This is a genomic window from Methylotenera versatilis 79 (genome assembly GCF_000384375.1).
GTDB lineage: Bacteria > Pseudomonadota > Gammaproteobacteria > Burkholderiales > Methylophilaceae > Methylotenera_A > Methylotenera_A versatilis_B.
Genome location: NZ_ARVX01000001.1, coordinates 1981766 through 2005784 on the forward strand (window position 1 = coordinate 1981766; position 24019 = coordinate 2005784).

Annotated in this window: 19 protein-coding genes; 6 read left to right on the forward strand and 13 right to left on the reverse strand. The window is 41.7% G+C overall.

Translation table 11 applies throughout. From position 1 onward, the window contains the following. Positions 1-12 precede the first annotated feature (12 nt). From rsgA to METVE_RS0109605, 3 genes are all read right to left on the reverse strand, one after another. Positions 13-873, reverse strand: a complete 861-nt coding sequence (gene rsgA / locus METVE_RS0109595) for a ribosome small subunit-dependent GTPase A (protein WP_020168260.1) — start codon at positions 871-873, stop codon at positions 13-15. Positions 874-971: 98 nt separating this feature from the next. After that, on the reverse strand, positions 972-1304 hold the full coding sequence (locus METVE_RS0109600; protein ID WP_020168261.1) for a c-type cytochrome: 333 nt from the start codon (positions 1302-1304) through the stop codon (positions 972-974). A gap of 10 nt (positions 1305-1314) precedes the next feature. Continuing rightward, the gene (locus METVE_RS0109605; protein WP_020168262.1) at positions 1315-2565 is read right to left on the reverse strand and encodes a M48 family metallopeptidase; all 1251 of its coding nucleotides are present in this window, start codon (positions 2563-2565) and stop codon (positions 1315-1317) included. Between the two features lie 102 nt (positions 2566-2667). Here METVE_RS0109605 and orn point away from each other — a divergent pair, with 102 nt between their 5' ends. Next, positions 2668-3240, forward strand: a complete 573-nt coding sequence (orn, locus tag METVE_RS0109610; RefSeq protein WP_020168263.1) for an oligoribonuclease — start codon at positions 2668-2670, stop codon at positions 3238-3240. 241 nt (positions 3241-3481) lie between these two features. Here the strand turns inward: orn and glgA are convergent, their stop codons facing one another. After that, positions 3482-4942: a glycogen synthase GlgA gene (gene glgA / locus METVE_RS0109615; RefSeq protein WP_020168264.1), complete on the reverse strand. Its 1461-nt coding sequence runs from the start codon at positions 4940-4942 to the stop codon at positions 3482-3484. Between the two features lie 105 nt (positions 4943-5047). Here glgA and crcB point away from each other — a divergent pair, with 105 nt between their 5' ends. Continuing rightward, positions 5048-5422 carry a fluoride efflux transporter CrcB gene (gene crcB, locus METVE_RS0109620; RefSeq protein ID WP_020168265.1) on the forward strand — a complete coding sequence of 125 codons (375 nt, stop codon included), beginning with the start codon at positions 5048-5050 and terminating at the stop codon, positions 5420-5422. Here the strand turns inward: crcB and METVE_RS0109625 are convergent. From METVE_RS0109625 to METVE_RS0109660, 8 genes are all read right to left on the reverse strand, one after another. Beyond that, positions 5419-6738, reverse strand: a complete 1320-nt coding sequence (locus METVE_RS0109625; RefSeq protein WP_020168266.1) for a PepSY-associated TM helix domain-containing protein — start codon at positions 6736-6738, stop codon at positions 5419-5421. The two genes, crcB and METVE_RS0109625, sit on opposite strands and share 4 nt — an antisense overlap. Positions 6739-6924: 186 nt before the next feature. Beyond that, positions 6925-9351 carry a TonB-dependent receptor gene (locus METVE_RS0109630; protein ID WP_020168267.1) on the reverse strand — a complete coding sequence of 809 codons (2427 nt, stop codon included), beginning with the start codon at positions 9349-9351 and terminating at the stop codon, positions 6925-6927. A gap of 117 nt (positions 9352-9468) precedes the next feature. Further along, the gene (locus METVE_RS0109635; protein ID WP_232415302.1) at positions 9469-10374 is read right to left on the reverse strand and encodes a FecR family protein; all 906 of its coding nucleotides are present in this window, start codon (positions 10372-10374) and stop codon (positions 9469-9471) included. Positions 10375-10379: 5 nt separating this feature from the next. Further along, complete coding sequence (locus METVE_RS0109640; RefSeq protein WP_232415303.1) at positions 10380-10949, reverse strand: RNA polymerase sigma factor; 570 nt, start codon at positions 10947-10949, stop codon at positions 10380-10382. A gap of 223 nt (positions 10950-11172) precedes the next feature. Then, entirely contained in the window at positions 11173-13407 is a 2235-nt protein-coding gene (locus tag METVE_RS0109645; protein ID WP_020168270.1) for a TonB-dependent receptor, read from the reverse strand. 135 nt (positions 13408-13542) lie between these two features. Further along, positions 13543-14400, reverse strand: coding sequence for a FecR family protein (locus tag METVE_RS0109650; RefSeq protein WP_020168271.1), 858 nt, complete (start codon positions 14398-14400; stop codon positions 13543-13545). Positions 14401-14416: 16 nt separating this feature from the next. After that, on the reverse strand, positions 14417-14947 hold the full coding sequence (locus METVE_RS0109655) for an RNA polymerase sigma factor (protein ID WP_020168272.1): 531 nt from the start codon (positions 14945-14947) through the stop codon (positions 14417-14419). Between the two features lie 225 nt (positions 14948-15172). Next, complete coding sequence (locus METVE_RS0109660; RefSeq protein WP_020168273.1) at positions 15173-17938, reverse strand: Rne/Rng family ribonuclease; 2766 nt, start codon at positions 17936-17938, stop codon at positions 15173-15175. A 649-nt stretch (positions 17939-18587) separates the two neighbouring features. Between METVE_RS0109660 and METVE_RS0109665 the strand changes: the two genes are divergently transcribed. From METVE_RS0109665 to METVE_RS0109680, 4 genes are all read left to right on the forward strand, one after another. Further along, positions 18588-19613 carry an RluA family pseudouridine synthase gene (locus tag METVE_RS0109665; RefSeq protein ID WP_020168274.1) on the forward strand — a complete coding sequence of 342 codons (1026 nt, stop codon included), beginning with the start codon at positions 18588-18590 and terminating at the stop codon, positions 19611-19613. Between the two features lie 56 nt (positions 19614-19669). Continuing rightward, positions 19670-20356 (forward strand): HAD-IA family hydrolase, encoded by a 687-nt coding sequence (locus METVE_RS0109670; protein WP_020168275.1) that lies wholly within the window; start codon positions 19670-19672, stop codon positions 20354-20356. A gap of 80 nt (positions 20357-20436) precedes the next feature. Continuing rightward, the gene (locus METVE_RS0109675; RefSeq protein WP_020168276.1) at positions 20437-20802 is read left to right on the forward strand and encodes a Rieske (2Fe-2S) protein; all 366 of its coding nucleotides are present in this window, start codon (positions 20437-20439) and stop codon (positions 20800-20802) included. 9 nt (positions 20803-20811) lie between these two features. Beyond that, positions 20812-21765, forward strand: coding sequence for a S49 family peptidase (locus METVE_RS0109680; protein WP_020168277.1), 954 nt, complete (start codon positions 20812-20814; stop codon positions 21763-21765). Between the two features lie 473 nt (positions 21766-22238). On the opposite strand, the gene pgi is transcribed toward METVE_RS0109680, so the two are convergent. Then, on the reverse strand, positions 22239-23891 hold the full coding sequence (pgi, locus tag METVE_RS0109685) for a glucose-6-phosphate isomerase (protein WP_020168278.1): 1653 nt from the start codon (positions 23889-23891) through the stop codon (positions 22239-22241). Positions 23892-24019 lie beyond the last annotated feature (128 nt).

Sequence of the window (24019 nt, forward strand, 5' to 3'; positions counted from 1 at the left end):
TATACTGTTAAATCAAGCCAGTTCGCTAGATAACGTTTGATAAAAATTTAAGCGAATATTTGAAATTTTGCCAGTATCAACCGCATGAATCACTGCGCAATCTGGTTCGTGGGAGTGTTTACAGTTGTTGAATCGGCATTTACCTAAATAAGGTTTAAACTCTTTAAATGCCAATTCTATTTGCTCATTTGTTAGATGATTAAGGCCAAATTCTTGCAAACCAGGTGAGTCTATCAAGCTGCTATTTTCGTCTAAATGATATAAATGGGTAGCTGTAGTGGTGTGTTTTCCGCTATCTAATACCGTGCTGATTTCTTGCGTACGCACATTCATATTTGGCAATAAGGCGTTAATAATGGTTGATTTGCCCATGCCTGATTGACCCACTAAAACGCTACGATGATTGGCTAAATGTTGCTTAAGGACTTGAATATCTTGCTTGGCGGATAAGTGAATGACTTGATAACCCAACTCGCTATACAGTTTCAACCGATTTTTTGCATTGTCATCATCGTTTAAGTCGCATTTATTCAGTACGATTAATGGGTTGATATTAGCAGCCTCGGCGGCGATTAAACAGCGATTCAACAAAGCCTCATAAAAACTGGGTTGTGTGGCTAATACAATCACAATTTGTGTGACATTCGCCGCTAGAATTTTACTTTTGAATTCATTGCTACGATAGAGCAGCGAAGTGCGCGGTAAGCTAGATTCCACAACGCCTTCAGCCTTGTCTGTGAGTTTGATGTTCACATTATCACCACAAGCTAAATCGGTTTTTTTGCCGCGTGTGACGCAACTAATACGTGTTTTATCGGCGAGTTCTACTTCATAACGTTTGCCGTATGAAGAGACGACTAAACCTTGTGGCATAAGGGATTATTTTTCAATGATTTGAACCTGAAAGTTGAAAGCGAAAAAGTTGATGTGAGATATTTAAAAGTGTTTTAAGTAAAATAATTGATTGGATATTAACGCTCAAGCTTATAGTAAGTTTGATTTAAATAAGCCGCGACATTAATTTCCTCATCCTCAAACCATTTTAAACCTAGCATCGTATTGCAATTGCGTATTTGTGCGATTAAGCCCTTAGAAGTCTTTACTTTGTTATATTCGCGCGTGTAAATCGCAGAGCCATCACCACCATATTTGCTGGCATGGCATTCAATACAATGCGCATCCACCAACGCTTTCCCCGCTTTGATATCTGCTTTTGGGAAAAACTCGTCCGCTTGAACATTTAAGCTCAATAATGTGGCGCTAAAAACTGTTGCCTTAATCAATATCAATAAAGTTTTTAGCATGAAAATAGTGTTAATGCGTATAAGCCGCTAATTTAGAAATGCGGATACTTGCAGGTGGATGAGAGTCATAAAACGCGGAATGCAATGGATCTGGCGTTAGTGTTGAGGCGTTATCCCGATATAACTTCACCAAGGCATCGACCAAATGATTAGCATCAGCATGTTTCGCGGCGTAATCATCTGCTTCGAATTCATTTTTACGCGAGTAACTTGCCATGAAAGGGCGCAAAATAAATAAGAAGACAGGTGATACTAATAAAAATAACAGCAAAGCCATATGGTTGCTAATTTCAGTGACACCTAAGCCATTGTAAAACCATGTTTGGTTCATCAACCAACCTAACAAAGCTAAACCCACAAAGCTCATAAAAAATAGCATGGCGATACGTTTAATTACGTGATGATGTTTGAAATGACCCAGTTCATGCGCCAATACTGCTTCAATTTCTTGTTCATTTAATCTACTTAACAAGGTATCAAAAAACACGACACGCTTGCTGCTGCCAAAACCTGTGAAGTAAGCATTGCCGTGGCTACTGCGCGCAGAGCCGTCCATCACAAATAAGCCTTGCGATTTAAAACCACATTTAGTCAGAAGTGCTTCAATGCGTGATTTCAAATTTTCATCGGCAAGCGGGGTAAATTTGTTAAATAATGGTGCAATAAAAGTTGGATAAACCGCCAACATCACAATATTAAATACGCTCCAAACCACCCATAAATAGAGCCACCAGTATTCGCCTGCGCCTTGCATTAACCATAATGCAGCAAACAAAATAGGCGCGCCGAGCACCAAACCAACCAAACTGTGTTTTAACAGGTCGCTAAAAAACATCGCTGGTGTCATTTTGTTAAAACCAAATTTTTCATCTACGCTAAATGTTTTGTAATATTCGAATGGAATGTCGATCAAACTGCTGACGAATAAGGCGCTACAAATCACCAATGCACCGCGAATTATTTCGTGGCCTGGCAAGACATTAAACCAAGCGTTATCTATCCATTGTAAACCGCCACCAATGGTCAATACAGCTAATAATAATGCTTGAATTGCTACTTCAATTAAAGCTAGTTTACTTTTTGCGCTGGTGTAATCAGCCGCTTTTTGATGGGATTCTAAGGTGATATTGCCTGAAAATGCTGTTGGTACGGCACCGCGATGCGCTTGCACATAATTAATATGTCGCGAGCCAAGCCAAATGCGCGTGGCTGTCGTTGCGATTAATAAGAAAATAAAAACAAATGTGAGCGTGGATGCCATACGGTTAAAAGCTTAAATATTAAATATAATGTTATTGTGAAGCATTTATGCGCAGTACGTTCAATTTTGCGCTGAATAATTTAATTTTTTTAACTGTATTTAATGGAAATCATGATGAGCGCTCCCAGCAATAACCAAAATAATGACAATTTAATCTGGCTAGATATGGAAATGAGTGGTTTGCTGCCAGATAGCGATCGTATTTTAGAGCTTGCCGCTGTGGTGACTGATGCCGATTTAAACGTACTAGGCGAATCGCCAGTGCTAGTTATTCATCAAGCAGATAGTGTATTAGATGGCATGGATGCTTGGAATAAAGGTACACATGGACGCAGTGGCTTAATCGAAAAGGTAAAAGCCAGTACACTGGATGAACAAACTGCAACGGAACAAATGATTGCGTTCTTAAAGCAATATGTGCCGGCTGGTAAGTCGCCGATGTGTGGTAATTCTATCTGCCAAGATAGACGATTTATGGCGCGCTACATGCCAGAGTTGGAAACCTATTTCCATTACCGTAATTTAGATGTCAGCGTATTTAAAGAACTGGCACGCCGTTGGAAACCGACGATTTATTCTGGGTTTAAAAAAGCCAGCAAGCATGAAGCATTAGCTGATATCTATGAATCGATTGATGAACTTAAATATTATCGCGAACATTTTATTGTTAAGTAGTTTTGATATTTAATATTCTTACTTTAAGCGTTGTACTTAAAAGCTAAATATTCAAGCAAAAAAGCGTTAACAAAAAGTTGCTCAATAATAAAGTGTTAAGTAGCTTAATTTGGGCAAAGTTAACACAAAATCACAGGGCAAAAAAAGGGGCATAACTATTAAAGTTATACCCCTAGGGAGGAGAAGTTGGCTTTGGAGAAGCTTAATTATGTATAAGCATTAGCTGTGCCAACTTTTCATCCTATTTAATTAATAGTGTTTTTTCGTATAAATTTAAATAAATTTGCGCACTAAATGCCCAACTCACTTCGCGATTCATGCCATTTTTTTGCACTTTCCGCCACGTAATTCTATCTTTCCAGACATCAACTGCACGGTGAATAGCCGTTAAAAGTGCTACAGAAGTGGCAGATTCGATGACAAATCCTGTCGCAGTATTATCCTTAATCGTTGCATCGTTTGTATCCTTCACGGAGTCTGCTAAACCACCTGTGGCTGTTACAATTGGCGGTGTTCCACATGTTAATCCATACAGTTGATTTAAGCCGCAAGGCTCAAAACGAGATGGCATGATAAAAAAATCTGCACCTGCCATAATGTTGTGCGAAAGTGATTCATGGTAGCCGGTGCTCATGCTAACTTGATCTGGAAAGCGTTCAGCTAAATCGATAAAGCTCGCTTCAAGAATTTTATCGCCACTACCCAAAATCGCAAATTGGCAACCTTGCTGAATGAGTTGCGGCATGATTGAAGGTAACAAATCCAAGCCTTTTTGATGAGTAAGCCGACTAACGATGCCCAATAATGGGGCATTTGCATCAATTTGAAGCCCTAACTGTTGTTGTAGCGACATTTTTACCACTTGTTTGCCAGCAATACGTTTATTGCTGTAATTTTTAGGTAAATGTACATCGGTTGCTGGGTTCCAATCTTGCGTATCGATGCCGTTTAAAATACCAGTTAAATCATCACTACGCGCTGCTAACAAACCTTGTAAGCCAAAACCAAATGCCTCGGTTTGAATCTCTTGTGCGTAGGTCGGGCTTACGGTGCTTAATTGGTCTGCGTAAAACAGCCCAGCCTTTAAAAAAGATACTTGATTAAAATATTCGTAACCATTGATACTAAAATCAGCAATCGGCAGTTCCAGCGCAGTTATCCAGCTGGCATTAAAATTACCTTGAAAAGCCAAATTGTGAATGCTGAAAATTGATTTGGTTTGGCTATCGTCAACTAACTTCATATAAGCAGGCGCCAAACCAGTTTGCCAATCATTACATTGAATCAGGTCAGGAATCCAATCTGGTAACGGGCTTTGCGCGCTACATAAAAGGCTGGCAACGCGTGAAAGCACGCCGAATCTCAATGGATTATCTAGCCAGTCTTTACCATTTTCATCGCTATATGGTCCGCCAACGCGCTCATATAATTGTGCATTTTTAATCACAATCACTTCTAAATCGCTATCGGGCATCGTGCCTGTCATGATTGAACAAGGCTGATTTAACACTAGAATATTAGTCACAACTTTGGTGTTTTTTAATTTAGCCAACACAGCGCTATAACCTGGCATTACTAATTTGATATCGCCATCGAATGTTGGCAATTGTTGAATCGCTTTTGGTAGCGCCCCGCTAACATCTGCAAGGCCGCCTGTTTTGATGAGTGGATAAGCTTCTGATGTGGCAAATAAAACGCGCAAAATGTGCTTTCATGAATTAGATGGTATATTTAATATTATAGTGGTTAAGCGAATTATTCTTAAACACAAAGATTTTATCAATATTAGACAATAAGAAAGTACGATATGGCAGCAGGGCAATGGCTTGCAGTAGGCGGTGGGGCGGCAATAGGGGCTTGGGTGCGCTGGGGTTTAGGCCTTGCGTTCAATGTCAGTTTATTCCCATTAGGCACCTTAATCGCCAATTTGGTCGGTGGTTTTTTAATGGGTATGGCAATGGCCTATTTTGTAGCGACGCCACTCCAAAACGAGCTGCGCTTATTTGTCACCACAGGTTTTTTAGGCGGATTGACGACATTTTCCGCATTTTCTGCAGAAGCTTTTAATTATCTGCATAAACAAGAATACGCATGGGCGGCAGGGCATATTGCCAGCCATGTGTTGGGCAGTTTAGTGATGACTGCAATTGGTTTTGCGTTCATCCAATATTGGCGTAATTAATGGGTTAACTCAACTGCTTCAGTTTGAGTAGATTTAGATTTTTTATGGATATTGGCATTTTTAAGCTGATGTACAATTGCGCGAGATTTTCGTTTTTTAAGCCAGATGATGACGCCAGTGATGGATAAGCCAGTAATAACTAAGCCCATTAAACAGACAAATATTTGCATCGGCAAACCCCAAATTTTTGCCATATGCAATGTCACGATCCAACTGGTCAATGTGTCACCAGCATCTTCCCCACTGGGTAAACTTAGTACAATAAATTGTCCAGAATTCGCATCGAAAGTCACACGTGTACTGCCATATTTTGCGTTAACATCGCGGCTACTTTTTACACGGTATTGATAAATTCCTTGCGCAGGCTTATAACTAATGGCCTGTGGCGCAATTACGCTAAATCCTTTTAATTGCGCTTGGGTAGCCATCAGTGATTTACCAATTTCAAAGGCTTGTTCAAAGCTTAAAACTGGTACTTCAAGCGGAACGGCTAGTTTTTTAATTTCTGGCTTTTGTTCTTGCATGAAAATAAACTTAGTGACGGGGCTATATATTTCATCGCCTAAATTAAATGCCACGCTACTCCAGGCAAAGACCAATAATACCGCCCACAGCCATAGACCGCCTGCGCGATGGAAATCAAAATTGACTTTGTGAAAGCCGCCATTCCAGCGAATTTTCCATGATTTCCACCAGCGCGCTGACCATGATTGTTCTTTTTTAAGTTTTACTTTTGTTGCGTTTGATTGCAGTTGTGCTTTATTCGCCATTTTTTGACGTTGCATAGGAAAAGTTAAATAGGCGCCAACAAAACAGTCTATCGTCCAAAATAGCGCAACAATGCCCAATACATAACCTCCAAATGTGCCGAGTGCGAGTGCGTAATGCAGCTCAAAAATAAACGGCATCATATTTTTCCAGCTTTCAGAAATTTCATTGGAATTGCGTTCGCCGATGATGTTAGCGGTGTATGGATTGACATAAATCTGCCTATGTTTGAGCGTATACGGTTTGTTATTAACAGGATTTATTTTTGGTGTTAAATAAAATACAGCGGAGTGATTGTCTTTTTGCGATAACTCTAAATAATTAATATTGGCATTTGGATATTGCGCAAGCACTTTGTTACGCAAGGTAAAAGGGTCTATTAATGGTGCCGTTTCAAATGGCTTGTCAGCATACGTTAAATCGTGATTAATATAACCATCAATCTCATCATAAAACGTGATTAATGCACCAGTAAGCCCGACAATAATCAAGAAAACAGCCATCACAAGGCCAACATAACGATGCATTAAAACAAAAAACTGTCGCATTAAAATCTAAAATTCCACGTATATATTAAAGACATAGCAATGAATCAATGTCTGGCTAGATTCAAACCCCTAAATTTAACTATTACAATTTTTACAAACAATATTGATAAATGTTATTTCTCTCATCATCTATTTGCATCATTAGTTTGATGAGAGAAACGTTATTTATGCTGACAATTAGGCAGATTAAAAGTCGGCCGAGACAGAAAGCAAGACTGTTCTTGGCGCGCCGACGGTCAAACCTCCACGCGCTGCAGAAAGCCAGTAATCATTATCGAATAGATTCTCAATAGTCGCTCTAACGTTGACGGGAATATTTCCACTCGTAAATGCGTAGCGTGCACCAAGGTCATAACGGTTCCATGATGGAATTTTTTGCGTATTCTCTGCATTCACATATTGCTGGCTGGTGTGTAGCATGCGGGCCGTCAGTGTTAAACCAGTGAGGGCGGGAATATCCCATTCGCCTGCGAGATTAAATTGTAATCGTGGCACTGCTGGTGCCGTATTGCCGTCATTGAAGCCGTTTTCTGTTTTAGTCAGCTTTCCATCAGTCAAAGCCAAGCCACCCAATACACGTACATGATCGATAGCCTCACCTTGGGTAAGTAATTCAATGCCGCGATTACGTTGTACACCATTCATAGAATACCTCAAGGTGGTCGGGTTTATTAAACCACTTGGACGCTCAATCTCAAACGCACTCACTGTGGTGGCAAAGCGACCAAAGTCATATTTCAAACCCGCCTCGCGTTGTTTGGAAACGGCTGGCGCAAACATCTGCCCAGGATTTGACGTGGATCCATCATCTGGCGATCTATCCCCTTGATTGAGCGCTTCAATATAGTTGCCGTAGAAAGACAATTGCGTTGTTGGTCGAATGACGAATGCGACTGCTGGCGTGAGTTTAGATTTATCGTAGTGATCATCTAATCTATTGCCTGTATCTGCGTCAAAATTTGAGCTGATCACCTGCTGATGCCGCGCACCAAGTGTGAGCTGAACTTTGTTATCTAGCATTGAAACCGTATCGGCCAACGCAATGCTACGTAGCCTGGACTCACTACTTTTTGGCACATTTCCGCCAATAGCGATATTCGGTTTCGCCGAAGCTTGAGGCGAATAGACGTTTGAAAAAATTGCGCTTGACCTGACAAACAACCCACCATATTCCATAGCATAATTCGTTACACTTAGTACAGATTGATGATTTAAAGCGCCTGTATCGAATTTCCCTTTTACACCTACTTCACCTGTAAAGGTGTTGACATATTGTTTAGTACGTGTCGGCAACGCCCTAATATTTCCCTGCTCATTTGACAATAACCAGCTGGTTTGCAAACTGCTAAAGTCATATTGCGATCCACCTGCTGCGCCATAAACAGTCCAGTCTGGCGTCAGATCAAACTCCACGCGTGCTGTGCCTGATAACTGATTGCTGTTCCAGTAAGTCCATTTGGGTAGGTAATTGCTTTTTGCATCTGGCGCTGAACCAATATCGAAACCACCGCCCGCGAATAGCAGGCCACTGCGTGCATGTGTAAGTCGATTTTGATAGTTCAAGTCACCTTCAATGCGAAAACGCTCGCCCTGAAAATCGATGCCTATCGCAAAAGCATCTAGTTTTTCTTTAGAATTATCTACAGGCGTATCACCTGAGCTAGTGATAATGTTAGCGCGCACGCCCAACTCTTGCTCTGCGCCAAAGCGACGTGCGACATCAACATGCGCAGCAAGTTGACTATCATCAATAAATGACAAAGTCAGGCGGTTAAGTGGATTTGCGCCCGCGCGTTTAGGTACAAGGTTGATTGCGCCGCCTACTGAGCCAGCAGGAGCCATACCGTTGAGTAGCGCGTTTGGGCCTCTCAGCACTTCAATGCGTTCAATACCAATCAATGAACTGGAATCACGTGGCGCAACTCCATACAAACCGTTATACATCGCATCATAGTTATACAAAGTAAAACCACGGATGTTAAATTCATCGCGGCCTGAACCGCGTGAGTAGGTATTGCGTACAGCAGGATCGTTGACGAGAATATCTCCGATATTTTGCGCTTGTTGATCTTCAATCAACTTGGAAGTGTATTGCGTTGCACTAAAAGGGGTGTCCATAAAATCTTTATTGCCTAGCAATCCTGCTCTACCTTCACGAGCTACCTGTCCGCCAGCGTAATATGTAGACAGTGCATCAGTCTTGGCATTTACTGCCACCTCTGGCAATGTATCAGCTTCGGTTTCAGCTTTGATTTCTGGCGCTTTAACAATAATAAATGTGCCGTTCGCTTGTTCAGTTGCGATTAAATTGGTGCCTTCCAGCAGTTGAGTTAACGCTTGTTTTGCACTCAAATTGCCTTTAAGCGCAGTGGATTTTTGATTGGCAGTGATTTCGCTAGCGAATAAAATTTGCACACCAGTTTGTTTGGCTAAGCTATTCAGTGCTTTGTCTAGCGGTTTACTTTGTATTTCTACAGCGCTTTTTGGTTCTGCTTGCGCAGATAATGCCAAGCACATGTAAGCGATTAAGGTTGGTATACGTAAATGCTTTAGCTGTAATGGGTTTAAAAATGGCTGATTGGCTTGCAGATGATTTAATGGTGCGGGGTTCAATTTGGCTCTCTTTTAAAATATTTAGTGTGAATGTTGCTTCAAAGAGTAGCCGTATCAGAAAGCGCTTAACCCTACCTTAACCATCAAAAATATTTTGCACTGAGTTGTGTTGTACATTTATTTTGTACCAATATAAATAGCATCATTAGCACCGCGCGTGACTTTCACCGGCAAAATGTTCGGTAACAACTGAATGATGTCATCGGTAGAATTGGTGTTGAACGTGCCAGATATTTTTAAATTGGCTAATTGTGCGTTAGTTAAAATAATCGGCGTGGTTTTATAGCGTTGCATTTCCGCCAAGGCCTGATTCAGCGGTGTGCGTTCAAAGATAATTTTGCCATCTGTCCACGCCGTTTTTAAGGCGGAATCGACTGTTAAGGTTGATGAAATTTCACCTTGGTTAACGGTTACTTGCTCATTTTTGGTTAGATAAGTTTGTTGATACTGTGTACGCGCTTGGTTGTAACCACGCACTTGCACTTTGCCTTGCAACACTGTGACGGTGACCTGTTCATTTTTGCGCAACACATCAAAAATAGTACCAACTACTTTTATTTGAGTGGCGCCAGCCTGTACGTAAAAAGGGCGATATTGCTGGTGCGTAACATGGAACATAGCGCGGCCAGAATGTAATGTAATTTGCCTTGAGCGCAGGTGCCAATCCACTTGCAATTGTGTATTGGTGTCTAAAGTAAGTTGACTATTGTCAGCCAGCGTCAATGTTTTATGTTCGCCAATCACTGAAGCGATCTTTTCTGTTTTGTAAGTTGGGTCAATCCATGCGAGTAGAAAAATTGCCACAAAAAATAGGGTTAATAGTGGCAACGCTTTTTTAATATTGCGCTTTACTTTCAGCTTTAGCGCAGACGTATTTTGTTGATAAAGTGATTGATGATGGATAGAAAAATCGGGTAGCGGAAACAGCTGCTGCAATTGCATGCGGTTCGTTGCAATTGCAGCATCTTCAGTCAAAAATTCTGCTTGAGTTGAAGTTTGCTTTTGTGAGCTGTTTGGTTTCACGAGATTCAAGTAAGCTTAGTACGATTAAGTTTAGTGCGACAGGCGAGCATGCCAGTGCGCAAATGTTTCTCTACCATTTTAATGGAAATATGCATTTTGGCCGCGATTTCGGCTTGTGGCAGTTCGTGGATTTTATGCATGATAAAAACCATTTTACAACGTTCTGGCAAGGTATTAATCGCGTCCGCAAGTAAGTGTAAATCTTGCTTTGCACTTAGAATGCGTGATGCGCAGGGCGCATTTGAGGCAACATCAGGCAAGTTTTCATACGATTGAACATAGGCATGACGCGAATCTTCTGCACGACAACGATCCACCGCAATATCGTGCGAAATGCGCTTTAATAACGCCAATGGAATGCGAGCTGGCTCTTTTGGCGTGCGTTCCAACAGATGTACGCAAACATCTTGTATCACATCTTGCGCAAAAATAGGATTACCAAAACGCCGACGCACATAATCCACTAAATGATCGTAATGCTGAATCAACGCCAAAGTCAGCAAAGACTTGTTCGGCAAATCATCTGGCATGCCAAGCGATGGATTATTTGAGTGTTGATGAGCGAGGGGTGACATTTAATGCGATAAATCTGCAAATTGTTAATGATAATTATTCTCATCTTAACATTTTTGGCTTTGTAAAGGCAACCCAAAGAATCCCTAGCTTAAGAACTTATAGCTAGTGGATTTAAATCTTTCAATTTAAATCCACTATCAAGTTTGCAAGTCAAACCGATCTAATGCTAATAAGGTCTGTAATGTGGACAAAACAAAGTAACTTTTTTGCCCGCACTATTATCTAAAACGTGGCTGATACACTTAGCAGTAGACTGCGCCCAGCTTGATAAAGCGGCGTAACGGTGCCAAATCCTTGATAAGTAGCGCGGTCTGCGTAGGTGTCATCAAATATGTTGCGTACATCCAGTCTTAACTTAGTATTAACTGACCAAGCAGGCTGATATTCTGCAAATAGGTTAAACACTTCATAAGATGGAAACGATAATGTGCCATTGCTGACTTTATTGTACTTTTGCGCAAGCTCAGCATCGCCGCCCACAGTGAGGTGCAGAGCAGGGAAATGATGACCTGCAGTTAAATAAAGAATTTCACCCGCTGGTGTTGCAAGATAATTTCCTGCATCGCTATCGGTACTTGTGCCATTAATCGTGACATCAATATCCGCAAATCTAGCACGTACATAGCTTTGTTCCCATTGATAACCGATACCTAATTCGTAACCGCGTGAACGTACATCACTCGCTAAATTAGCGCTATTCACCGCAAATCTGGCGACACGGGCATTCTCTATACGCGTTTCAAACACTTTGGCTTCTGCCGAAAATCCATGATAACGGGTTTCTAAACCAAAGAAATAGTTATCTGCCTTAGTAGGTTTGGGGCCGTTTCCGTAGTTCCAATCTGTGTTCATGATAAAGTTCTCTGCCATCTGACTACCGCTGAATACATGCGAAAAGCCCGCTTTGACAGTCAGTAGTTCCGGCACAATCGCTAATTCGCCAGAAGCATTAGAGCTTAAGCCAGAATGCGACCAGCTATCTCCTTGCGTGCCTGTTAGGCGATGATGATCACCGCGCACACCAGCAGAAACTTGCAAAGGCTGCCAAGGGTTTATTCTGGCTTGCACGTAAGCACCTTTATTGCTGGCTTTTTCTTCTACCTGATAAGTAGGGTCTTTGTAATCGGCTTTGTCACGATAAAAATCCACGCCTGCAGTAATGCTGCCGATATCTAGTGGAAATTTGTTCTCAAACTTGCCGTTAAAGCTACCCGTTTCGCCACTACCTGGGAAAACCACTGTGCCGCCACGTGTGAAGATGGGCACGGTAATTTCAGTTTTGCTGTAGGCTAATACCACATTCGGATTCCACCACTGTTCAGGGTTGTCTTGAAAGTAACGTAGTACGGTGTTGTCACGGATCATTTCGTAATCACGCACACGCGGCTCCCACGCTGGTCGACCAGTAATAAAACCAATGTTGCCACGGAATGGGCGGGCAGCATCGTCGCGCACACGCTCATGGCTCAATTGCAAGCGGTGTCCGCCTTCAGCCTCTGCACCCAATTTAACATAGCCACTGACTAAGTCTGTTCCCGTACCGTCTACTTTATCGCCATTGCCAGCCTCAAAACTATTGCCATTTGCAACCGTTAAGTAGGCTAATCCATCCAACTGTTCAGAAGCGCCATAGCCTGCGAGTGTTTGACTAAAAATATTACCATTGGTGTTAAAGCTGGAGCGAATATAAGCGCCTAGGTCAGGAGACGTTAAGAAATCACGCGCATTTCTAGTTTCGTAGGCAATAGAGCCTGCGATTGCGCCAGGCCCAGCATCTGATGGCGCAACACCCGCATTAACACTCACAGCTTTAAGGAATATTGGGTCAATAAGCGTTGTACCGTTATGATGGAATACTTTATTATTTTGGCGGCTGCCATCGATAGTTACTGCTAAATTGGTTTCTTCAATCCCGTTCACATAGACTTTTTGCGACATAGGCGTTGACCCGCCGACTTTGACTGAAGGCTGGCCATTAAATACACCACGAACGTCGCTAGGATTGTTGCGTGCCAATGCTTCTGTATCGATTAACAATGTGCCAGGTTCTGTCACAGGTAACAGTTTTGCTGCAGTTGCTGATACGGCAACTTCTGGCAGTGTTTCTTCGCTGGTCTGCGCATTGGTTATTGGTTTTTTAATTACCGTAAAGCCTTGTGCAGCATCGCCTTGTAATATTAAGCCGCTATTTTTTAACAAAGCGTCTAACGCTTCACGCGTATTCAAATTACCTTTTACTGCAGGCGCAGTGATTTTTTCAGTTAAATCGGTCGAAAACACAATGCGTTCGCCAGATTGTTTGGCTAAAGTGTTTAAAGCTTTATCTAAGGGTTGAGCAGGAATATCTATTTCTGCTGCCATTAGTTGCAAACTGCTACTGAGCAAAATAGCCAAAGTAGTGTGTTTAAAATAAGCGGGCAGGGTGTTTTGTTTCGTTTTGTTCAGTTGCGGGTGCATCAAAATAACTCCAATATTGATAGTTGATTTAACTTAAACCTTCAACCCTATGGCGTTTGAGCACTTGCAAATGTTGATGTCTGTTTTGAAAACAGTTGAATTAAATGCAATATTTTTTAATATTGAGACTTTATTTTATTTACGATTAGAAATGATCACGCTCCCATCCGTTTGGCGGGTCACTTTTACCGCAACGCTAATTGGTAGCGTATCAATTAACGATTCAATGCCTTTAATATCGTATGCGCCGGATATGCGCAGTTTTCCAACTTTGGCATCGTTTAAGGTGATTGGCGCTTTGCGATAGCGCTGTATCTCACTCACAACTGTTGTTAACGGCGTGCCATCAAATAACAGCTTGCCTTGTTGCCACGCCATTGTTGTATTGGCATCTTCTACTATTGACGGATTAAGTTGATTAATTGATGTAGTTAATGACTGGTTTTTGGTCAGCAGATAGGTTTTATCATGCGTCGTTACTTCTACTGCGCCATCTAAAACAGTGACAATTGCGCCATCGTAAGTGTTGCGCACATTGAAAACCGTGCCGATATCGCGAATATACGCATTGTTTGCTTGCACAGTAAAACTGCGCCATTCGTGTGTGACATTGAGTAATGCTTCACCTTGCACTAATTCCAAACGTCTTGAACGCAAGCGGATTTCTGATTTGACAATACTATTGGTATTCAAAGTCACGTTGCTGCCATCAGTCAGCGTGTAGCTAATTTGTTGACCAATCTGCGTGTTTAAATAATCACTTTTGATAATCGGGTCAATGATCCAAGTGAGTAAAAATAGTGATAAAACGCTACCCAAAGCGGCGTTTTTAAGTAGGCGTTTACGTGCTTGATTTTTCTGCGTTAATGCTTGTGCTTCGAGCAAAATCGCCTCGCGCGATGGAAAATAATCTTTAAGCACTTTGGTGTAAGGGCTGATATTGTTATTTAGCTGTTCAGCTTGTACTTCAGTATTGTTTGCTCGGTTTTGCATGGGTGAAGTTAACCATCTAAACTAGGTAAATTTGCCACTGTTGCGTGATCGCAAGCACGGCGCGGTTGAAGTGCTGAGTCACCATATTGCGCGAAATACTCAGTGCATTGGCGATTTCTAATTGCGGCATTTCATGTAAACGATGCAACAGAAATACTTGGCGCTGGCGCGGCGGCAGTGCTTCAATAATACGTTTCAATGCTTCAAATTTTTGTGAAAAATCCAGCGCACTGGCGCCATCTTGATGATGCTGATGATGATCTGGAATGTCGCCTACATAATCGACATAACGCTGTCTTGTTTGCTCATTTCGGCAACGGTCAATCGCACGGTTTTTAATCGCTAAGCGCAAAAAAGCCAGTGGTGTATGAATATTTTGCGGCGGTGGACTATCGATTAACGCAATGCAAACATCATGAATCACTTCATGCGCAAACTGATGATCGTTTCTGGCATAAGTGAAGTTACGGCGCACGTAATCTAACAAACTATCGTAATGATAAGTGAGCGCAACAACGATTGGGGAGTGGATGGGTAACGATTTCACGGATTAAACAATTAGATCAATTGATTAAATTATTGCATATTGCACACTCAAATACAAATAGAAATTATTCTCATTTGAGAATATTTAGATGATATATTAAATAAAAGTTAACACTTTTTTAGGGTTAACTTTTGGCTTATATCATTGAAAAAACATCTTTAACTTGCTACAAGCAATAAAAAAAGCCTGAACAAGTCAGGCTTTTTTATTAACGATTATTGAAAGCTATTTTTGCGTTTCAACCATCACCAAAGGTGCTTCTTCTTTTGATTCAGCATCTTTTTTCCAGTTAGGCGCTTTACGTGGCACACGGGGTTTAGCTGGTTCAGTTGGAGTAACAGCAGCTTTTGCTTCACCTTTCGTTTCCACCAATTGCAGACCGCTAGCGCTTAAATCAACCGGTTTGGCAGCTGCTGGTTTAGCGGCTTTAGTCGGTTTACGTGCAGCAGGTTTTTTCTCAGCTTTTGCTTTTGCAGGCTTGTCAGTCGCCGCTGTTTCACTCACAGCTTCAGCGTTTACCGTTGCATCAACTTTTTCATTAACAGATTTTTCTGATTTTAATTCAGGGTCTGCTTTTGCTTTAGCCTCTGTTTTAGTTGCTTTTGCCGTAGGTGCTTTTGATTGTGCAGGCTTTTGTGTTTGAGCAGGTTTCTCTTGAACCACTGTATTTTCAGCAGCTTTCGCTTGCGTTACATTATCTTGCACTGCTTGTTTTTGAATAGCAGGTTCAGATGATGATGCAATTTGCACAATAATTGGCGTGTTGTCTACCGCCACATCATTGGGTACAAAAGCAGGTGCTGCTGCATTTGGGTCACGTGGTTCACGATTCTCATCACGGTTTTTACGATTACGACCACCACGACTGCGGCGACCACTACGTTCTGGACGTGGCGTCTGATTTGCATCAATAGCAGGATTGCCTTGTGTTGGCAGATTCGTTGTCACAACTTCCACTTGACTTGCTGCATCCGCACGTACTTCATTGTTTTGAGAGTTGTTACTTAACACATTTTTAGACTCAACTTTTTCTTGCGATCTGTCTTGAGGTCTATCTTGGCGTTGTGGACGTTCCTGACGCGCTTGTTGTGGTTTCGCCTGTTGCTGCTGTTGCGGTCTATCGTTACGCTCACCACCCGTTGTATTGTTGCGATCACGGTTGTTCGCATTACGGTCGTTATTGCGGGTGCGATTACGATTATTGTTGCGATTACGGTCGTTATTGCGCGCATTTTCACGTGTTTCGCGTGTTGTTTTATCAGCAGCAGTTTCTTCTACTTTTACTTCCGGTTTAGCACCAAACCATTGTTTAATGCGGCCAAATAGTCCCACTTTTGGCGCAGGCGCAATAATTTGAGCAGTCTTCTCTTCAACTAGCGGCGCAGATGTAGCAGTTTTAATGCCTTTCACTAATGCTTCTGGTGCTTTTGGTTTAGCTTCTTCGCTTAAACCGCGCTCATAAGCCGTTTCTGCTGGTAATTCAACCATTTTGTAGCTGGCTTGCGATGTTTCTTCTGTGACATCATCTTGCTTAATGCGTGTGATACTGTAATTCGGCGTTTCCATATGAATGTTTGGAATTAAAATCACTTCAACACCCATGCGCTGTTCGATTTTATGGATATCAGCACGTTTTTCGTTCAACAAGAAAGTCGCCGCTTCAACAGGCAATTGCACTTGAATAATCGCGCTGTTGTCTTTCATCGCTTCTTCTTGTGTGATGCGCAAGATATGCAACGCAGTCGATTCGATACCACGAATATGGCCTGTGCCGCTACAGCGTGGACAGGCTGCGTGATTGGTTTCACCTAAGCTTGGACGTAAGCGTTGGCGTGAAAGCTCTAACAAGCCAAAACGTGAGATTTTGCCCGTTTGAACGCGCGCACGGTCGGCATGCAAAGCATCGCGTAGCGTATTTTCTACTTCGCGCTGATTGCGTTGGCTTTCCATATCGATAAAGTCAATCACCACCAAGCCGCCAAGGTCGCGTAAGCGCAATTGGCGCGCCACTTCTTCAGCAGCTTCCAAGTTGGTATTAAACGCCGTTTGCTCAATATCTGCGCCTTTAATGCTGCGGCCAGAGTTAACGTCAACAGAAACTAAAGCTTCAGTATGGTCAATCACAATTGCGCCGCCGGAAGGCAAACGCACTTCACGTGAAAATGCGGATTCAATCTGATGTTCGATTTGAAAGCGTGAGAATAGCGGGATTTCATCTTGGTACAATTTCACTCGCGCCACATTGCCTGGCATCACGTGATTCATAAACTGCACAGCTTGTTCGTGCACATCTGGCGTGTCGATTAAAATCTCACCGATATCGGCACTAAAGTAATCACGAATCGCGCGAATGACTAAGCTGCCTTCTTGGTAGATTAAGAACGCGCCAGGTTGAATATGTGAGGCTTCTTCAACTGCAGTCCATAACTGTGTTAAATAGTTTAAATCCCACTGTAATTCTTCTGCATTTCTGCCGATACCTGCAGTACGCGCAATGATGCTCATGCCATTTGGCACTTCTAATTGCGCCATCACATCACGTAGTTCGTTGCGATCTTCGCCTTCAATGCGGCGAGAAACGCCACCGCCACGTGGATTGTTTGGCATTAAAACCAAGTAACGTCCAGCCAGTGAGATATATGTGGTTAAAGCAGCGCCTTTATTACCACGCTCATCTTTATCTACTTGAACGATTAATTCTTGACCTTCTTTGATCACGTCTTGAATACGTGCTTTGCCGCCTTCTACTTTTTCTGAGTAGTAGCTGCGTGAGATTTCTTTAAAGGGTAAAAAGCCATGACGCTCATTGCCATAATCGACAAAAGCGGCCTCAAGGGATGGTTCTACACGGGTAATAACGCCTTTGTAAATATTGCTTTTACGCTGCTCTTTACCTGCGTGTTCAATATCTAAATCGACGAGTTTTTGCCCGTCTACGATTGCAACGCGTAATTCTTCTGATTGCGTTGCATTAAATAACATGCGTTTCATTGTTTGCTCCCGCGCTCAGAGCAATGCAGACGCTAATCATTTAATGTAAAAATCCCTTAAGTGCATGTAATTAAATACGTGTACTTAAGAATAATTTACTTCGAGTTAAAGTGGCTGAAGAATATCAAGGCGCATGTGATTTAAATTGCGCTACATTTAAGCATGCATGAGCATTGGCGCAGCGTCTGGGCTGCTTAAAATCAATCGGACGCTTGTAGCGTTTTAGTTAATTGTAACCGTTTCTAATAATAGAAATAGCTTGGTTACGTTTTTTTAATTGATTGAAAAATGTCTCATCATCTTAAAATGGATGATATTAAAATTTATGCGCATTAATTTATATATAGTTTTTGAATTTTATATATAGTTGGGCATAAATTCGTTAAAATTCGGTCTTCAGTAACTTTAGTCGCGTTTATGTTTATTTGTCTGCGGCGGCTAGAGCGCAATTGTTTTATCGCTACTTAAATATGGCGAGCGGTATTAGCCAAATATTTTTGTCATCCATTTATTCATTTAGCATACTTAAATATTGACATGCTAAATGATGAATAAGTGAATAAATAAGTGTTTGTCGAGATGCTTGTAAGCAATAAATTCAACAACATCAATAGTATAGGCGTAATCAGCCGTTTAAGCAAAAGTTAACATGCAAACAGAACAAATAAACCAGCCAGAAAAACCAATAGGCGCACATGCTGCGGCCAATGTCATCATCGATGAAGCCAGTGAAGGGCAGCGTATTGATAATTTTCTGGCAAAAGTGCTAAAAGGTGTGCCAAAAAGTCATATTTACCGTATTTTGCGTAGTGGCGAAGTGCGTGTGAATAAAGGCCGTATCGATGCTTCGTACAAATTAATAATTGGCGATATTGTACGCGTGCCGCCGATTCGTATTGCCGCCAATGATAAAGAGTTACTGGAAAATCAACAGTCTGATCAGCCTGCAAAATCGGTATTAGAAAGCACGATTATTTTTGAAGATGATGCGTTGCTGGTGATTGATAAACCAGCCGGTTTTGCTGTACATGGCGGTAGTGGAATCAGTCGTGGTGTGATTGAGCAATTGCGTATGGAGCGGCCAAAAGCCAAATTTTTAGAGTTAGTGCATCGGCTTGATCGCGAAACTTCTGGTGTACTGATGCTGGCGAAAAAGCGCGCTGCATTGGTTGCCTTGCATGAAATGATTCGGAACAATCAAACCGACAAGCGTTATTTGATGCTTGTTGCGGGTGAGTGGACTGAAAAAAAGAAACGCGTCGCGATGGATTTGCAAAAATATGTGCTACCAAATGGTGAGCGGCGTGTGAATGTGGTGACGGATAAAAGTAAGGACAAATACGACCAAGCGCAACATTCAGAAACGATTTTTTACTTGAAGCAGGCTTTTGCAGGCTTTAGCTTATTAGAGGCGCAACTAATCACCGGCCGCACGCATCAACTGCGTGTGCAATTGGCGCATTTGGGCTTTCCGATTTTGGGGGATGATAAGTACGGCGATTTTGCTAATAATAAAGCGTTGCAGAAAAAAGGCTTGAAGCGCATGTTTTTACATTCGGTTGAAACAAATCTGCGGCATCCTGTGTCTGCAGAAAAGTTAAAGTTAATTGCGCCGTTGCCGCAAGAATTAAAAAAGTTTTTAATCAGTTTAAAAGCTCAAAATCTGGATACTTAACACTCTAAAAGTACTAAAAAAATAATTAAAAATTTAGCAATTAGAAAATCTCGACAATGACAGTAAATAAAATAGAAAAACAAATTAAAGGCAAAAAGTTTGATCTCATTGTGTGGGATTGGGATGGCACGGTTGCCAATTCGACTGGCATGATTACTGATGCGTTGGTGAAAGCTGCTGAAGAAGTTGGCTTGCCGAAACTAGACCCGAAAGCCGCCAGTAATATTATTGGTTTGGGTTTAAAAGAATCGATTTTTGCACTTTTTGGTGATATTCCAGTTGAAAAAGCACAGGCTTTGGCTGTGCGTTACAGCGCCAATTATTATTCTGGCGAAAGTGAAATACCATTATTCGCTGGCGCAAAAGAAACGATTATTGAGCTAAATAGGCGCGGTTTTAAATTGGCGGTAGCGACGGGAAAAGGTCGGCGTGGTTTAAACTTAGCTTTGCAACATTGCGGATTGACTAATTATTTTCACACCACGCGTACGGTGGATGAGTGTTTTTCTAAGCCGCATCCACAAATGCTGGATGAGATCATGGATACATTAGTGATTACGCCAGAGCGCACTTTAATGATTGGCGACACCAGTTATGATTTGCAGATGGCGCAAAATGCTGGCGTAAGCGCGGTTGGCGTGACTTTTGGTGCGCAAGCGGGCGAAAAATTATTGAGCTATAATCCTTTGCAATTATTTCATCATTTTGATGCGTTAAGTACTTGGCTATTAACAGAAAATTAGACTTGTAAAGCGCTGACTTAACACCATATTAACACTAAGTTTTAACGCAAATTATTCATTAAACATTTACTTAACCAGTCATGCAAAAACATACCATCACTTTAAATAGTCATGATTTAGTCGAAAAATCACTAGGTTTAAGGTTTGATTTGCCGCAATTAGGCGAAATGGTGACAGGCTTTGTGATTCGTTTTCATGGCAAAGCGCATGCCTATGTCAACCGCTGTGCGCATGTGCCAATTGAGCTGGATTGGAATCAAGGCGAATTTTTTACAGTGAGTAAAGATTATTTAATTTGCGCAACCCACGGCGCGCATTATGAACCAGATACGGGATATTGTATGATGGGACCATGCAAAGGTAAAAATCTGCAAGCACTAACGGTTACTGAACAAAATCAACAAATTACGATACATTTAGACCAACTACATAAAACCCGCAAATAGGAAAATTGAATGTCTGACCCAAATCAACAAGATAGTAATTGGCAACAACAAACCATCGAAAAGTTGGCTTTATCTGGCTTAAAAGAACAAAAAAGCACTAGACGCTGGGGTATCTTTTTTAAAGTATTAACGTTTGGATATTTGTTTATCCTTCTGTTCTATTTTTTAGGCTGGCTTGGCGGCGGTAAAACGGCGACGGGTGAACACACAGCTTTAATCGAAATTTCTGGCGTGATAGAAGCGGGCGGTGAAGTCAATGCCGATTCTGTCATGAGCAGCTTAAGCGATGCCTACGATAACAAAGGTACAAAAGGCATTATTTTTCGCATCAATAGTCCAGGCGGTAGCCCAGTGCAAGCAGGTATTATTTACGATGAAATCAGACGCCAAAAGAAACTGCATCCCACTATTCCAGTTTATGCGGTAGTAGAAGATATTTGTGCATCTGGCGGCTATTACATTGCAGCAGCGACAGATAAGATTTATGTAGATAAAGCCAGTATTGTCGGCTCAATCGGCGTGTTAATGGATGGCTACGGTTTTACCGAAGTGATGAAAAAGGTAGGGGTAGAGCGCCGATTATTAACCGCTGGTGAAAACAAAGCCATGTTAGATCCTTTCTCACCGGTTAACCCAAAACATCAACAACTAGCGCAAGCCATGCTGAATCAAATTCATGAACAGTTTAAAACAGTAGTACGTGAAGGTCGTGGCAAACGTTTAGTGGAAGATAACGAAACGTTTAGTGGTTTATTTTGGAGCGGTGAGCAAAGCATTAAAATCGGTTTGGCTGATGCATTAGGTAGTGCGGATTACGTCGCACGTGAAGTGATTAAACAAGACGAAATAGTAGACTTTACTTACCAAGACTCGATTGCAGACCGCTTTGCAAAACGCTTAGGCGCGAGTATGGCTAAATCGGTTGGCTTGGATGCGATGGTTAAAGGGATTACGTTAAGGTAGTAATTTAGATTACCGAATGATTCCTGCGAAAGCAGGAATCCATTTATTGGGTTTTGTTGTAAGTTGTAATTATTCTTTACTTCTACTTTTGAATTTCAGTCCGATTACACGCAAGATGCTGGGGTTAGAATGGTTATCAAGTGGCCATGAGAGAGTGCCGACTGGAAAGTACTTGGCTGGGTTGCGCCCAGTGACCGCAACGTAACAAAATAGAAAGTTTATATAAACGAAAAGCAGACCAGAAATAAAGCTCTCCGATTGACCTGGAAACGATGTAGGGAGTCCATTTAGCAATTGCTCGAAAGCAAACCAGCTAGCGAAAATTAGACAAAAAAAGTATATGAGTGCCAGACATCTTACCCACCTCGCTACTTTTTCACGCTCATTAAGTTTCACAATAGTATGTCCTAAATTTTGCTAACTCATATTAATACTAGGTGGTGAGAAAGCTTTGTTTGCTCACCATGCAAAACTTACTTCAACTCTTTGGTATGGTTTATCAACCCATTCGTTGAGCTATCGTAATTGCTCACTTTTTCATCACTGATTAATTGTGGCAAGATTTGTTTTGCAATTTGCTTGCCGTATTCCACGCCCCATTGGTCGTAGCTATTAATATCCCACATGATGCCTTGCACGAATATTTTGTGTTCGTATAGCGCAATTAACTTGCCTAATGTGTTCGGCGTTAACTTGTCGAACAAGATGGAAGTAGTGGGGCGGTTGCCTTCAAATACTTTGTGCGGCAATAATTTTTCCAATTCGTCACCGCTTAAGCCTTGTTTTTCCAACTCAGCACGCGCTTCTTCTTTGGTTTTACCCAGCATTAACGATTGCGTTTGTGCAAAAAAGTTAGCCAATAGAATTTTGTGATGCGCGTAGCCGTGTTTGCCGATTGCATAATGGCTGTGCACTGGCATTAAAAAGTCAGCAGGCACAATTTGCGTGCCTTGATGAATTAATTGATAGAACGCATGTTGGCCATTGGTGCCAGCCTCCCCCCAAATTACAGGGCCAGTTTTATATTTTACTCGGCTGCCATCGCGGCAGATAAATTTGCCGTTACTTTCCATATCTGCTTGTTGCATATAAGCAGGGAAGCGTGCCATTCCTTGGTCGTAAGGCAAAATCGCATGCGTATCCACATGAAAGAAGTTGTTATACCAAATGCCGATTAACGCCAAAATCACTGGCATATTTTGCTCTAAGGGTGCAGTTTTGAAATGGTTGTCCATTTCATGCGCGCCATCTAATAACGCTTCGAAATTGTCCATGCCAACATATAAGGCAATACTTAAGCCGATGGCAGACCATAATGAATAGCGGCCGCCGACCCAATCCCAAAACGCGAACATATTGGCGGTATCAATACCAAAATCGGCCACTGCTTTTGCATTGGTAGATAAAGCCACAAAGTGTTTAGCCACATGGCTATTCTCTTTAGCCGCATCTAAGAACCAAGTTCTAGCCGTTGTGGCATTAGTCATGGTTTCTTGTGTGGTAAATGTTTTTGAAGCGACGATAAATAAGGTCGTTTCTGGATTACACTTTTCCAGCGCACGCATTAAATGCGCGCCATCAATATTCGATACAAAATGGATGTTAAGTTCTGGGCTAGCGTAAGGTTTTAACGCGTCGCACACCATCACAGGGCCTAAATCAGAGCCGCCAATACCGATATTTACGATATCAGTGATGCGTTTGCCTGTGTAACCTTTCCAGCTGCCGTTGCGTACTTTCTCTGAAAACTCCCGCATTTGTTTCAGCACCGCGTTAACATCAGGCATGACATCTTTGCCATCTACATAAACCGGCGTGTTACTGCGATTGCGCAACGCAGTGTGCAATACAGCGCGATTTTCAGTGATATTGATCTTTTCACCTGCAAACATTTTATCGCGCCATTGTTCGATTTTGGCTTCGCGCGCCATTTGAAACAGCAAAGGCAGCGTTTCATCGGTGATGCGATGTTTAGAGTAATCAAACAGTAAGTCAGCAAATTTTAAGCTGTATTTATCAAAGCGTTTTGGGTCTGTTGCGAATAAATCGCGCATATGTAAAGACTCTATTGATTTTTGGTGCGCACAAAGTTTTTGCCAAGCGGGGAATTGAGTAAGAGTTGTCATTTATTATTTAAAACAATTGGTTATTCTATATTTTTAATGTGATTTATCATTAATTATGCAGTGTTTTCGCATCTAACTAATGACACTTAATGTTAATATTTTTGTTAGTAAAACATGTTAATAAAGCG